General features: G+C 70.0%; 7 protein-coding genes. 5 read left to right on the plus strand and 2 right to left on the minus strand.

Annotated features, from left to right (window positions below):
• The first annotated feature begins 59 nt into the window (after positions 1 to 59).
• From IPL40_07635 to IPL40_07655, 5 genes are all read left to right on the plus strand, one after another.
• Positions 60 to 716: a CDGSH iron-sulfur domain-containing protein gene (locus IPL40_07635; GenBank protein MBK8481034.1), complete on the plus strand. Its 657-nt coding sequence runs from the start codon at positions 60 to 62 to the stop codon at positions 714 to 716.
• A 326-nt stretch (positions 717 to 1,042) separates the two neighbouring features.
• A complete protein-coding gene (locus tag IPL40_07640; protein MBK8481035.1) occupies positions 1,043 to 7,285 on the plus strand; it encodes an aminotransferase class I/II-fold pyridoxal phosphate-dependent enzyme in 6,243 nt (2,080 codons plus the stop codon).
• On the plus strand, positions 7,285 to 9,732 hold the full coding sequence (thrA, locus tag IPL40_07645) for a bifunctional aspartate kinase/homoserine dehydrogenase I (GenBank protein ID MBK8481036.1): 2,448 nt from the start codon (positions 7,285 to 7,287) through the stop codon (positions 9,730 to 9,732). Before IPL40_07640 ends, thrA begins: the two co-directional genes overlap by 1 nt.
• A 79-nt stretch (positions 9,733 to 9,811) precedes the next feature.
• Positions 9,812 to 10,600, plus strand: coding sequence for a TerC family protein (locus tag IPL40_07650; GenBank protein MBK8481037.1), 789 nt, complete (start codon positions 9,812 to 9,814; stop codon positions 10,598 to 10,600).
• A 3-nt stretch (positions 10,601 to 10,603) separates the two neighbouring features.
• On the plus strand, positions 10,604 to 12,133 hold the full coding sequence (locus tag IPL40_07655; protein ID MBK8481038.1) for a hypothetical protein: 1,530 nt from the start codon (positions 10,604 to 10,606) through the stop codon (positions 12,131 to 12,133).
• Between the two features lie 31 nt (positions 12,134 to 12,164).
• Here the strand turns inward: IPL40_07655 and argA are convergent, their stop codons facing one another.
• On the minus strand, positions 12,165 to 13,490 hold the full coding sequence (gene argA / locus IPL40_07660) for an amino-acid N-acetyltransferase (GenBank protein MBK8481039.1): 1,326 nt from the start codon (positions 13,488 to 13,490) through the stop codon (positions 12,165 to 12,167).
• Positions 13,478 to 14,662, minus strand: coding sequence for an acetylornithine deacetylase (gene argE, locus IPL40_07665; GenBank protein ID MBK8481040.1), 1,185 nt, complete (start codon positions 14,660 to 14,662; stop codon positions 13,478 to 13,480). The genes argA and argE overlap by 13 nt, the downstream gene beginning before the upstream one ends.
• Positions 14,663 to 14,711: the final 49 nt, after the last annotated feature.

The raw sequence follows: 14,711 nt of genomic DNA on the forward strand, positions 1-14,711 counted from the left end.
GGTTGAAGAGCGCAGCCCGGGCACCTCTTCAGCGCAGAAGAAGTTTGCAGGAGGAAATGATGAGCGATGAAAAAGTGTTTCGGTATGAGGGAAAAGGCGGGACGGTCACCTGGGACGGTCGCCTCTGTATCCACGTTGGTGAGTGTGGTCGTGCCACCGGCGAACTCTTCGTCAATGGGCGCAAGCCCTGGTGTGAGCCCGATGCGGTCGCTGAGCAGACTGACCTGATGGAGGTGCTTGGCCGCTGTCCGTCGGGCGCCCTTGCGTATGAGCAGGACGGTGTCGCCGTCGACGAGGCGCCCCAACCGCATAATCAGATCGCTGTGGCGAACAACGGGCCTTTTTATGCAACGGGCCAACTCGAGCTCGAAGGCGCCAGGGAGGACATGCCCGGTGTTCGATATCGGGCCGCGCTATGCCGTTGTGGTGAGTCGAGCAATAAGCCCTTTTGCGACAATAGCCACGAGGGCGCGGGGTTTCGTGACCGCGGGGCGATTGGTGACGCGGGGACGGCGCTGGCGTCCGAGGGCGGACCCCTGCAGATCAAGCGCGTAGCTAACGGGCCGCTCTTGCTTCAGGGAAATCTCCGGCTGGTGGCTGGGAGTGGTCGTATGGCGTGGACCGGCACCAAGGCTGCGCTCTGTCGCTGCGGACAGTCGGGCAACAAGCCCTTTTGCGACGGCAGCCACAAGGCCGCTGGCTTCGAGGCGGAGTAGACCTCACCCCGGAGCCCCACCGCCCGCCCCCCTGAGCCTCTCGCCGGCGTGACTCCGGACGACGCCTCCGGGTCGACCGCGATCGTTCGACCGCCCTTCCTGGAGCGATTCCCGTGGCTGAGCGATTCCTGACCGATTCCCGTCGCTGGCGCTGCCTGGCGCCGTGCCCGCGGGCAGGCGGCGGCGTAGCGCTCGGGCGCGCCGGATGCGGGCGCGCCGGATGCGGCGCCGCCGGGCGTGGATTGTGCTAAAAGCCCGGCCTGGCAGCGCCTGGTCCGGCGAGCCGCGGCTGCGCGGCGCGCTGGGTGGTGCCCGCGAGGACCTCGATGGAACAGATCACCAGTCTCAGCGAGCGAATCACTACGCTCAAGGATATCGCGCTCTCCTTGCAGGAGGGTGCGATCCACACCCGCCTACTGCCCGAGGTCGACAAGATCCTGGCGCTGCCCGACGAGCTCGGCCCGACCACCGTCGGTGAGCGCGAGGCAATCGCGCGCCAGGTGCGCGAGTACGAACAGACCTTCGACAGCATGGGCTACCGCCTGCTCGAGCAGCTCATGCCGAGCATTGGCGTGTCGCAGATTTTTCAGGTCGTGCGCGCGGCCGACAGCTTCAAGGCTCAGCTCAGGCGCCGGGTCGGCACGGTGTTCAAGGCGCACGACGGGACGCAGGTGGAGATCGATGCGCACGTCTACGACGTGCTGACGCGCTACAGCCTGTCGATCGGTACACCACCGGTGACCGAGGCGATGCGCGAGCTGGTCGCCCGCGTGCTCTTCGGCAAGCCGACCGACGAGCTCTTCACCTTCGGCGAGACGCTGGTCCAGAACCCCACCGACTTCGAGTCGCTGCTGCGCTCGTTGCAGCAGCTCGTCGACGCTAGCCTGCACTACAACACGGCGGCGGAGGAGGCGGCCTTCCTGCGGGAAGCCTGCGACTACCTCAACTTCGAAGGCGGTCGGCTCTTCAACCGCGTCGTGATCACGGAGAGCCCCAACCGCGTGGTCGAGCTGATCGCGCGCCACCTCTTCGATAAGTTCAGTCCCGGCGAGGCGCCGCCCCTGCGGCAGGTCGAGGGGGTCGATGGCCTCGACGAGCAGCTAATCGAGCGCATGCATGCCGAGCCGAACGCGGTCTTCGTCGCGCGGGTGACGCGGATTCCCCACCGCTTGTTGCAGGGCGACGGCGTCCACCAGCGCTGGCGCAGCGTGATCGGTAGGCTGCTGCTAATCGACGACTCGCCGCGGGCGCGGCAGTCGAATACGACGATTGTCTACACGCTCTTTCCGCATGTCGCGCGCACGCTGCGCAACATCCAGACCAGCCTGGCGGGGCGGCCGGCGAACACGCAGCTCCAGCTCCGTCGCTTGCTCGAGCGCTTCACGCCGCAGGCGCTCGGCGCGATGCGCGAGGCGATCGGCGGGCGGCTGCAGGCGCTGGTCGAAGAGGGGGTCCTGGCGACGACCGTGGAGCAGGTGCGCGCGGAGGACTGGCGCCGCGACGCCCTCTTCGACTACCTCGCGCTGGTCAAGCTGCAGCGCCTGGTGGCCTTCGTCGAGCGCGTGGCCAGCAGCGACGATGCCGCGCGCGCCGAGCTCGGCCGGGAGCTGCGCGAGCAGGTGGCGCACGACTGGATGCGCTACTTCTATCGGGGTCTGCCTCCCGCCGAATATAGCGCGACGGTCGTCCCTGGCGGCGGTCGCGGCGCCCTGACGCTGATCGGCGAGTTCCACCGCGAGCAGGTGCGTCAGCACGTGACGCACTTCTGCCGCGACCAGCTCGCCGGCTGTCGGCGCCGTCTCGACGAGCTGAAGCAAGAGCTCGCCATCCCCAGCTCGAGCACCGACGAGATCGAGGCCGGGGTGCGCCAGTCGCAGCTGCGCGCTCTCTCGCCCAGCCAATGGGAGCCCGGCACGCAGGACACGACGCTGCCCGACCATCTGGCGCAGACGATGGCCTATCGCTTGGCCGACGCGGCCGGCCGGCTGGCGCGCCGCGCGCGCGAGGGCGTCGAGCGGGCGGCCTTCGGCAACGTCACGGGGACGGCAGCCGCGCTCTTCAAGCGCACCCTCTCCGACGCCGGCTTCGGCGCGCTGCACGGCCATCTGGAGCAACGCTGGGGCGATCAGGTCGGCCGCGCCGACCGTCGCTTGCGTCATGTGCTGGGGCCGGTGCAGGAGGTCGTGCGTGCGGTGCAGCGCTCGATGGACGAGCTCAAGGGCGAGCTCGATCCGGTGGCGGTCAGCGAGATCGAGGCCGTGCTCAACGTCGTCGAGCAGGGTTATTTCTATCCGACGCTGGTGCTGCCGGCGATGGCCTGGAGTTACGGCGACGTCTTTCCGGCCAAGGACTACCCGCCCGCCAGCACGATCCGCGTGCCCCTCAACCAGCACCACGAGCTCGACGCCGACGCGCTGCTGACGCGCCTCGAGGAGCTGCGTTACCTCTTCCGGCGCTTCCCGGAGCTCTTCGAGCTGCTCTGCCGCAGCATGCTGCTGGTGATCAACTCGCCGCATAACCCGACGGGGGTGGTCTACCGCCGCGAGACCATCCTCAAGCTGCTGCAGATCGCCGCGGAGTACGGCCTGACGGTGGTCGACGACAACTCGTACCACAAGATCGTCACGCGCGAGGTCAAGGCCCGCGAGGGCGACGCCTGCGTTGCCCAGCTCTATGAGCGCCACCGGGCGCAGTTCTCCCGGCCGGTGCGCATGATCACGGTCGGGGCGACGACCAAGGGGCTTCAGGGCTCGGGTGATCGCACCGGCTTGATTCACGCGAATCTGCCCGGGGCGGTGGCCTATGCCGCCGAGCACGCCTCTGAGCCGCATCTGATGTCGCTCTACCTGACGCAGCTCAAGCTCGAGGCTGGGCTCGCCGCCAAGCGCTACACGCGCCAGCTCGAGCAGCTCGCCGCGCAGATGCTCGACCCGACGGCCTCGCCCTGGGAGCCCTTGCAGCGCTTGCTCGAAGCCGAGCTGGAGCAGGCTGCCGACCTGCGCTTTCCCACCGTGGCCTTCGATCGTCTGCTCGGCGGCTACGAGCAGCTGCTGCGCCTGAAGGGCCGGGACGCCACGCGCACGCACCTCTCGGCCAGCCTCAGCGAGCTGGTCGGGTCGATCAAGGGACTGCGCCTCGAGCGACGCCTGCGGGAGGATGTCGAGCAGCGCCTGCAGCAGGCGCGGCTGGCCTATCTGCGGGTCTTCAGCGACGACGCGCAGGCGCCCGAGCTGATCGAGCCGCAGGGGGCGTTCTATTGCTGCCTGCGGCTCTGCGCGGCCGATGACGACCGGCACGTGCGCGAGTTTCTGCGCGCCCTCGCGCGCCACCGCAAGGTCGATCTGACCTACGCGGGCCGCGGCTTCGTGCGGCTCTCGCTGGGCGGCATGTTGAAGGGGGATGCCCGCAGCTACGATCGCCTGGGGCAGGTGGTCGAGGTCTATCTGCGCGCCCTGATCAAGTACTGGCAGCGCTTCTGCGCCTGTGAGCGCGACCTGGGGCAGCTCGAGGCGATCTTCAAGCGCGCGGGAGACGACGCCGCGGGCGTGCCCGGCACGAGCCCCTCGGCGGGGCCCGCGGGCGCGCCCGGGGGGGGCCATTCGGATGACGCGCTGGCGCTGCTCTGGGAGGACCTGAGCGCCCTGGTCGCGGCCCATCCGGCGCCAGCCGGACGCGCCGAGGTGCAGCGCGGACAGCGAATCGAGCTGAGCGAGCGCGGCATCATCTACTGCATCGAGGAGGGGCGCTCGGCCGCCGAGAAGATCTTCGTCGAGCTGGGCGGGCCGCAGCCGGCTACCGACGCTGAGGAGGCGGCGGTCGGCTACGGCGGCTGCGAGGCCGTCCCCGAGGTGCTGAGCAGTCACGCCTTTCGCGTCGTCTATCGCCGCCTGCTCAAGCAGGTCTATCGCTCGCTGCCGGCCCTTGCGGACCTCTCCTTCGAGCAGGTCGAGAATCAGTATGGTCCGCTGGCCTGCCAGAGCGCCTACTTCGACCGCCAGTTGATCGACGCTGTCTTTCGCAGCGTGCTCGCCGCGATGTATCGCGCCTGGCATGGCAGCAGCACGATCAAGGTGCTCGTCGCGCGCTTGGCCGCCCGCCGCCACGCCGAGAAGGTCGCCGCGCTGCACGGCATCAACGAGAAGCTCAACCAGCTGCTCAACGAGCTGATGTTCGCCTTCGAGCAGCCCGACGAGGTGGTGCGCGCCACCGGGACCTTCGAGATCGGCTACGAGGCCCTGGGCGGCATCGAGCCCCACCCCGACCTGCCGGCCTACCTGAAGCGCGTGATCAGCGGCTGCGACTTCGCCGGCGCGACGGTCGCGCTCAACCCGGCGCCGAGCTATGTCACCGGCGCGGTCAAGCGCGTCGCCGACCACCGCTATCAGTTCACGCGGCGCGAGGTCGAGCGTGGCGGGCGGATCACGCCGATCGAGTACTTCCACCGCCGGCTGGCGCTCTTCGCCGAGCTGAGCAACCTGGCGCATTACGTCTGCAAGGCGGTCCAGGTCGGTCCCTTCAAGATGCTGCTGGTGATCCACCGCGCCGACTTTCACCTGATCTGCGACGAGCTGCGGCTCTTCCCGCAGATCGAAGAGGTGCAGCTCGCGCCGGCGCTCCATCGCCTGCGTTGGGATGGCGTGCTGCTGCTCGGTATTCCCGCCAAGACGCTGGGGGACAGCTTCAAGACCGGCTATGTGCTCGACCGTCAGGCCGACGGGGCGCTGCTGGCGACCGCCTGGGTCGCACGCGAGGATGCGACCGACTATGTCGGCTTCCTCAAGAAATCCTTGCTGACGCTCCATAACGAGCAGGTCAAGGCGCTGGGCGGGATGCCCGTGCACGGCGCGATGATCACGATCACCTTCAAGAACGGCCTGCGCAAGACCGTGGCCTTCTCGGCCGACAGCGGCACCGGCAAGTCCGAGACGATCACGGCGATGATGGAGCAGCTCGCGAGCGGCGTCGGCCAGGCGGCCGAGCTCTCCCGCATCGACATCTTGGCCGGCGACATGCTCTCGCTCTGGCGGGGCGAGGACGACCAGATCTACGCCTTTGGCACCGAGACCGGCGACTTCCTGCGGCTGACGGACATCACCGAGACCTGGAAGGCGCGCTTCGGTGATCTGATCCGGCGCGGCAGCTTCTCCAACCTGCACTTCCTCAAGAACCCCCGGGTCACAATCCCAGGCATCTGCGACATGCAGAAGGTGCTCTCGCCGACCCGCGTCAACGGCTTCTTCTACATCAACAACTACGAGCCGGTGAGCGGCGGCGCGGTGGAACTCAGCGACGATCCGCACCATGTGCTCAAGCACACGCTGGTGCGCGGCCTGCGCAAGAACAAGGGCACCAGCGGCGACCAGCCGACGCTGCGCGCGGGCCTCGAGTTCGCCGGCCAGGCCGCGTTGGTGACGCGCTTCCGCCACGCAATCGACGAGCTCTTGGAGTGGCAAGAGCGCAAGGTCGACGGTCGGTCGCTGACCTGCCTGGCCTACCGCGACGGCGCCGATGACATCTACAAGGCGCGCGAGCTGGTCGGGCAGGCCTTTCGTGGACGTGAGTTCGAGCACGGGGGCAAGCGGCGCCGGATCGCCGCCGTCAGCTATGACGTCCTGCGCAACCTCTTCTGGCTGCATAGCCTCGACCGGCTCAGCCTGCCGCTCGACCGCACGGTCTACGATCAGATCTACGAGCCGCTGGTCAGCACCTTCTGCGGCAATCCCTTCGTCGACGCCGAGGGGATGGACCGGACGCTGAGCACCTTCGCCGAGACGATGCGGCTGGCGCGCGTCCACACGGGGTCGATCAAGACGCAGCTCGCACGCGATGGCTACGAGTTCAGCGGGCCGGCCGAGGCCGCGCGCGATGTCGTCGTGTTCTTGCTGGAGGACGAAGAGGTCAACGCGCGCTTCCAGCGCAACAAGGCCAAGGTGCATCGAGCGATGCAGTCGACCTATCGGCAGGTGCTCGAGGCGGGCAGCAACCTGCCGGTCGAGCTGGAGGGCTACAACCTGCTCCTGCTCGAGGCGCATGAAAGCACCCACGTGGCGTTCCAGGGGATGGACGGCGAGCTCTTCACGCTCTCGACCCCGGAGTATCGCCACAAGAAGCTGGTGGCTGAGGCGGCGCGAGCGCCGACGGCGCCGCGTGCCAAGACGAGCGCGGCGGCGAAGCCAGCCGGCGTCAGCCCCGCGCGCTTCGTGCCCGCTCTGGCCCTGCCCGAGATGACGGCGGCGATCGCCGACATCTGCGAGAACCCGAACCTCGACCTCGGACTGGCCACGCTCGAGGTCGACCTCTCCGACTACCGGCGGATCCGCTACTGGAACTCGATCGACGAGCTGACCTATCAGGTGCTGCTGCTCAACGGGGTGATCAGCATCGGTGCGACGGGTGCCGAGCTGGCGCGCTTCCCCTACGAGGTGCGCAAGGCGCATTACGTGGCGCAGCTGATCGTGGCGCAGCGACCACCCGAGCGCGCCGTCGAGGAGGTCGCGCCGGCGCGCCCCGCGCGCGCGCTTGCCGGATCACGCAGCACCAACGCCAAGCCGAGCGGGAGGGACGCCTGATGTTGGTGATGAAGTTCGGAGGCAGCTCGCTGGCCGACGGGGCGGCGCTGGAGCGGACGGCGCGGCTGATCGCTGCGGAGCGCGAGCCGGTGGTCGTCGTCTCCGCGATGGACGACACGACCGAATGGCTGCTCGAGGCCGGGGCCTGCGCCGAGCGAGGCGACCCGGCCGCCTGTGCGGTCGAGCTCGCGCGCTTGCGCTCATTGCATCTGTCGGCCGCCGGCGGCGATCAGGGGCTGGCTGAGCAGCTCGAGGCGCTGATTCGTGATCTGGAGTCGATCCTCGAGGGTGTGCGCCTGCTGCGCGAGCTGACGCCGCGCTCGAGGGCGCTGATCGTCTCCTTCGGCGAGCGTCTCTCGGCGCTGCTGATGGCCGGCAAGCTGCGCGCCTGCGGCCGATCGGCCGAGGCGGTCGACGCGCGAGCGCTGATCGTCAGCGATGAGCGCTATGACGGGGCCACCGTGCTGCGCGAGCCGACGACCGAGCGCATCCGCGCGGGGCTGCAGCCCTTGCTCAACGCCGCGGCGATTCCAGTGGTCACCGGCTATATCGCCGCGACGCCCGCCGGCGTGACGACCACGCTGGGCCGCAGCGGCTCGGACTATACGGCGACCCTGATCGGGGCGGCGCTCGGCGCCGAGCAGATCGACATCTACACCGACGTCGACGGCATCCTCAGCGCCGATCCGCGGCTGGTCAAGGAGGCGCGCACCTTGCCGCAGGTTTCGTATCGCGAGGCGGCGGAGATGGCCTATTTCGGCGCCCGCGTGCTGCATCCGCGGACGATCACGCCCGCAGCCGAGGCCGGCATCCCCGTGCGCGTGCGCAGCACCTTCTTGCCTGAGCGCCTCGGCACGCTGATCGCGCCCACTGCGCCGACGCTGCCGCTCGGGGTCAAGACGGTGACCTCGATTCATGGTCAGGCGCTGGTCACGATCGAGGGCCGCGGCATGGCCGGGATACCCGGCGTCGCCCGGCGTATCTTCGAGGCAGCCGAGCTGGCGAGCGTCAACGTCGTGATGATTGCGCAGTCGTCGTCGGAGCAGGCGGTGTCGTTGGTCGTGGCCGAGGCCGATACGACGCGGTTGATCGCCTCGCTGCACGAGCGCTTCGCCCCCGAGCTGGCCCGCGGCGCGGTCGAGCAGGTGGCGGCGCAGCACGAGATCGCCGTCGTCTCGGTGATCGGCCAGGGGATGGCGGGGACCGCGGGCGTGTCGGGGCGCTTCTTTGGCGCGCTGGGGCACGCCCACGTCAACGTGCTGGCGATCGCCCAGGGCGGCTCGGAGCTCAGCATCTCGGCGGCCGTGCGCGAGCCGGAGGCGCGGCGCGCGGTGCGGGCCAGCCATACGGCCTTCGGCCTGACGCGGGTGATCAACGTCGCGCTGATCGGCTGTGGCCGGGTCGGCGGGACGCTGCTGCGGCAGCTCGACCAGACCCGGGTGCGCCTGCAGCGCGAGCTCGACCTCGAGCTGCGCCTGGTGGCCGTCGCCACCAGCGAGCGGATGCTCTTCGACACCGACGGCCTGCCGCCCGCAGGCGTGCTGGAGCAGCTCGAGCGCGCTCCCGCGCGGCCGAGCGATGAGGCCCTGATCGCGCGGCTGCTCGAGCAGCGCTTCAGCGATGGCGTGCTCGTCGACGTGACGGCGGCCGACACGACGGCCCTGCACCTCGCGGCGCTCGAGGCTCGCCTGCACGTCGTCACCGCCAACAAGTTGCCGCTGAGCGGCTCGCTGAGCAGCTACCGCCGGCTGCAGGCGGCGAGCCGCGGCGCCGGCGTCCGCTACAACTACGAGACGACCTTCGGCGCGGGCCTGCCGCTGCTGCATACGCTGCAGGAGTTGATTCACACCGGTGATCGCCCGCTGCGCATCAGCGGCTGCCTCTCGGGTACCCTCGGGTTCCTCTGTAGCTGTCTCGACGAGGGCATGCCCTTGGCCGAGGCGGTTGCCGAGGCGGAGCGCCTCGGCTTCACGGAGCCCGATCCGCGCGAAGATCTCAGCGGTCGCGACGTCGCGCGCAAGGCGCTGATCATCGCCCGCGCCTGTGGGATGGCGCTCGAGCCCGAGGACGTACAGCTCGAGGCCGTGGTCCCGGCGCTCGAGCAGGGCCTGCAGCCGGCGCTCGCGGCCTTCGCCCCGCGCCTCGCCGAGCGCGTGGCCGCGGCGCGGGCGAAGGGGCAGGTGCTGCGCTACGTGGCCGAGATCACCGAGGCCGGGGCGCGGGTCGGGCTGCAAGAGGTGCCAGCGAACGGCCCCATTGGCTCGCTGCGGGGGCCGGACAACATCGTCGTCTTCCAGACCGAGCGTTATCGCGAGCATCCGCTGGTGATTCGCGGCCCCGGCGCGGGAGCCGATGTCACCGCCGCTGGTGTGCTCGGCGACGTGCTGAAGACCGCCGGCGTGGCCGGGCGAGCGCTCGGCGCGGCGGCCCTCGAGGAGACGCTCTAGCACGCTCTCGCCGCTGCTTACCCTCTCGCCGCTTTCTACCCTCTCGACAGGGCCGGGGAAGTCGTGCGAAGGAGGGCGCGTGATTCAGCTCCTCAGCGACCCCGCCACCTGGGTCAGTCTGCTCACGCTCTCCGCGCTGGAGATCGTGTTGGGCATCGACAATATCGTCTTTCTCGCGATCCTCGCCGGGCGTCTGCCGGCAGCCGAACAAGCGCGCGCGCGCCGCCTCGGGCTCTTGCTGGCGTTGGCGACGCGCCTGCTCTTGCTCTTCGCCATCACCTGGCTGATGGGCCTGACGCGCGAGCTCTTCCGCGTGCTCGGCCACCCCTTTAGCGGACGCGACCTGATCCTCGGCGCCGGCGGGCTCTTCTTGCTGGCCAAGGCCACCTTCGAGATCCACGACAAGCTCGAGGTCCAGCCCACGCCCGAGGACGGCGGCGAGGCGACGCGCGGGCGCGCCCGCTTCGGGCTGGTGCTGCTGCAGATCGCCCTGCTCGACCTCGTCTTCTCGCTCGACTCGGTGATCACCGCGGTGGGCATGGCCCAGCATCTCGCGGTGATGATCGCGGCGATGGTGATCGCCGTCGGCGTGATGCTGGTCTTCGCCGAAGGCGTCTCGACCTTCGTCGAGCGCCACCCGACGATGAAGATGCTGGCGCTGGCCTTTCTGCTGCTGATCGGGGTGATGCTGCTGGCCGAGGCGACCGGCCGCCACGTCGAGCGCGGCTATATCTACTTCGCCATGGCCTTCTCCTTCGTCGTCGAGCTGCTAAACATCCGGGTGCGCCGGACGCAGCCGAGCCCGCTGGCCTTGCCGGATTCCCCGGTAGAGCAGCCTCAGGCGCGCCGCCCCAGCCTCTCGGAGTGAAGCATGAGCTCAGGCCACCAGGACAGCCCGATGCCGCCTCGACGCCACCCGCGCAAGGCCCCTCGGCTGGCGCGGATCAGCACCATGCTCAGCCCAGCGCTGCTGATGATGCTCGCCGCTCCGGCGCGGACCGAGGTTGCGACGGCGGGTTTCGGTGATCAGGCCCACTCCGCTGGCGGCGGTGGCCGGTCCGCGATTTCGAGTTTCATCAACATCATTTCGCATCGGGGAAGGGCCTACGCCCTCACCGATGCGGGGCGGCCAGGGCAGCCCGCTGAGGCCCTGAGGCTGGCGCTGCTGCCGTCCGATTCCGCGGGCCTGCGACGTGGCGGAGCGGGCGCGGGGCGACCGTCGAGCCCGCTGCTGACCGAGCCGCTGGTGCGGGATCGTCGTCACCACCTCGTCTTGCACGAACTCCACGGCCCGAAGGAGGCGCTGGAGCGGCTCACTGAGATCGTCGCGTTGCCGGTGGCGCCGCGCCCCGCTGCGGAAGGCGTCCGAGGGAGTCTGCTCGGGGCGCACCGTGCGTCGCCTGGCGTCGGGGCCTTCGACCTCCATGGCCCGGCCTCGTCTGGCGTCGAGAGTGATTGGTATTCTAGCCCGGTGGCCTTGGAGCTTCCGGCCGCGGCGGCATCGGCGGGCCTGGGGCTCGCCGCGCCGGTCGTCGATGGCGCCGGCGAGACCTTGCTTGGGGTCATGGCGGACTACTCGGCACGCCTCGTGGCGGCAGAGCCCTCACCGCTGGTCGTAGGGACCGCGACAGTGACGCCCCTCTGCTTGCCGATGCTGGACCATATGCTCGAGCAGGCCCGCGCCCAGCGTGAGCACAGGATTGGCAGCATCGCCGGCCTCAATGGAATCGCCGAGGTCGAGCTGCCCGAACCGGGCTTTGTCGTCGATGGCGCGCTGCGCGTCTCGCGGATCCACACTGTGGGGCCCGAACGCCTCGCGGGGCTGACGCTCGGCGACAGGATCACCCACCTCAACGACCGGCCGATGGCGACGCCGGCCGACCTGCTCGAGGCCTACCTCGAGGCCGGCGAAACGCCGCTGGCGGCCCGGGTATGGAACGAGCTCTTGGGCGAAACACGCTCCGTCACGTTCAAGCCCTCTTCCGGCGACGCGCTCGACCGGGCCCGGCTCGACGCGATTGGTCTGGCCGTGGCGTCCTTTGACGGCGGGGCCTTCGTAACCGACGTGTTCCCGGCGCAGGGTCTTCCCGCGCTGCCCCTTCGACCGACCGATCTCGTGCTTGGGGGTGTCCTGCAGGTCCCGATCGTCAGACGCGTCTCTGGCGCGGGCGGTCGCCTGACTCTGACCCAGACCTTCCCCGTTCCTGTCGTGACCCGCTTGAGCACGCGACAGGAGCTGCTGCGCTGGTTGGTCGAGGCCGCGACCAGACCCTTTCCGGCCGCGCTGGTGGTCGCCTATCCCGACGGTGCGGTCCGCCGCGTTCCGCGACAGGAGTGGCAGGCCCACGCCGAGGTCCTGCGCGGCAACATCGCTGGTGGCTGGTCTCAGCCGAGCCCTTGAGCTGCCCGCGCCGCCGAGCGCGCTGCCAGCGCTAGCTGAGCGGCTTGATGAAGACGGCCGACTTGCGCTGGTAGTTGTACATCGCCTGCTTGGCCAGCGGCAGGTCGGCGACCTTGGCGGGTTCGAAGCCGTGCTCGCGAAACCAATGGGCGGCGTGGGTCGTCAGCACGAAGAGGCGGTCGATGCCGGCCGTGCGTGCGCGTTGTTCGAGGTACTCGAGCAGCGCGCCGCCGCGTCCCTCGCCGCGATAGGCCGGATGGGTGGCGACGCAGGCCAGCTCGGCTACCGACTCGGCGACGAAGGGGTAGAGCGCCGCGCAGGCGAGGATGCCGCCGTCGCGCTCGATCACCACGAAGCGGTCGATCTCGTGCTCCAGCCGCTCGCGCGAGCGGCGCACGAGGACGCCCTGCTCCTCCAGCGGCACGATCAACTCGAGGATGCCGCCCGCATCATCGATCGTCGCCGGCCGCATGCCCTCGTAGGAGTCGCTGATCAGCGTCCCCACGCCATCGCGCGTGAAGAGCTCCTGGAGCAGGGCCCCGTCGAGCTGGCGCTCCAACAGATGGACGCGGCGCACACCGGCACGACAGGCGCGCAGGGCCAGCCGCAGCAGCGACTGCGTCGCCTCGCCGAGCACGGCCGCCTCCGCCCGGAGGCGCTGCTCGACCTCGGCGCTGCTGAGCTGGCGCAGCGGTTGACTGCGGGGGTCGCGCGGCCCGGGCTGCTCGGCCAGAAAGAGCAGCTTGTCGGCGCGCAGCGCCACGGCCGCACTCATCGCCACGGCGGGGGAGTCGAGATAGAAGATCTCACCCGTCGGCGAGTAGGCGATCGGACCGAGCAGCACGATCGCGCCGACCCCGAGCGCCGCCCTCATCGCGTCGGCATCGACGCGGCGCACCTCACCGCTGAAGGCGAGGTCGACGCCGTCGCGCACGCCCAGCGGCCGCGCGGCGACGAAGTTTCCGGAGACGACCCGCAGGCGCGGACCGGCCTGGGGCGCGTTGGCCAAGCCGCGCGCGAGCTGCGCCTCGAGCTGCAGCCGCACCGCGCTGGCGGCCTCGCTCGCCTGCGCCAGCATCGCCTCGTCAATCAGCGGCAAGGGTTCACCCTCCGCGAGCGCGAGCCCCGCCCCGCGCGCGCGCGCGCGGAGCTGCGGCTCGGCGCCGAAGACGACGATCAGGCGCACGCCAAGCGTGCACAGCAGCGTCAGATCGTGGGCCAGGTTGTGAAAGGCCGGGTCCTGCACCGCCTCGCCACCGAAATGCACGACGAAGGTGCGCTCGCGATGGGCGTTGATGTAGGGGGTGGAATCGCGAAACCAGCGGACGAAGCTGGCAGAGTCGATCACTCGGTCCATGGTCGCGCTCGCTGCTCCTCGGGCTGCAGGCAGAACCTGTCGATCAGGCCGCGCAGCAGCGCGATGGTGGGCTCGAAGGACGCCAGCTCGAGGTGCTCGTCCGGCTGGTGGGCCACCTCCGTGCGCCCGGGGCCGATCACGCAGGGCTCGAGGCCCAATTGCTGGAGAAAGGGGGCCTCGGTGGCGAAGGAGGCGGCGGCGGCCGAGCTGCCCGTCAGCCGCTCGACGGCCTCGATGAGCGCCGAGCCGAGGCTGGCCTCGAAGGCCGGTACGCCGGTCGAGATCGGCTCACAGCGCACGCGAAGTCGGGGATCCACCGCCGCGGTGGCGCGCGCGATGCGCTCCTGCATGGTCTGTCGCAGCGCCGCCAGGTCCATCGCCGGGGTCGTGCGCAGGTCCACCTGCAGCTCGCAGCTGGCGCAGATGCGGTTGGGGCTGCTCCCGCCATGCAGACAGCCGAGATTCAGCGTCGGCACCGGGACGCTGAAGCGTTGATCGCGATGCTGCCGCTGCAGCTCGCCGCGCCAGGCCAGCAGCTCCCCCATCACCCCGTGGATCCCCTCCAGCGCGCTCGCTCCGAAGCTCGGATCGCTGGAGTGGCCCGCCTGGCCCTCGATCGTGATGCGCTCGATCAATACGCCCTTATGCAGCCGCACCGGCTTGAGGCCCGTCGGCTCGCCAATCACCGCGTAGCGGGCGCAGCGCAGGTAGTCCGTGCCGAGCAGCGCCCGCGCGCCGGCCATGCTCGTCTCCTCATCGGCGGTGGCGAGCAGGAGCAGCGGCTGCTTCAGTCGCGCCGGGTCGAGCCCGCGGGCGGCCTCGAGCGCCAGCGCGAAGAAGGCCTTCATGTCGGCGGTGCCCAGCCCGTAGATCCGGTCGCCGACGACCTCGCCCGCGAAGGGGTCGTGCTGCCAGCGCGCGCCGTCGACCGTCACGGTGTCGGTGTGGCCGGCGAGCAGCAGGCCGCCCTGACCCCGCCCCAGCGTCGCGATCAGGTTGGCCTTGGCCGGATGGGTCCCCAGGACCTGCACCGCCACCTGCCAGCCGGCGTCGCTGAGCCATTCGGCCAAGCAGTCGATGACGGCGCGATTGCCGAGATCGAGCGCCGGGTCGGGGCTGCTGATCGACGGTTTGGCGACGAGCGCACGGATGCTTTGCAGCAGATCGAGCATTGGAAGGACCGAGGCCCAGTCTGCCAGCAGCGCTGCCGAAAGCAAAGCG

Source organism: Pseudomonadota bacterium, assembly GCA_016711215.1.
Taxonomy (GTDB): Bacteria; Myxococcota_A; Polyangia.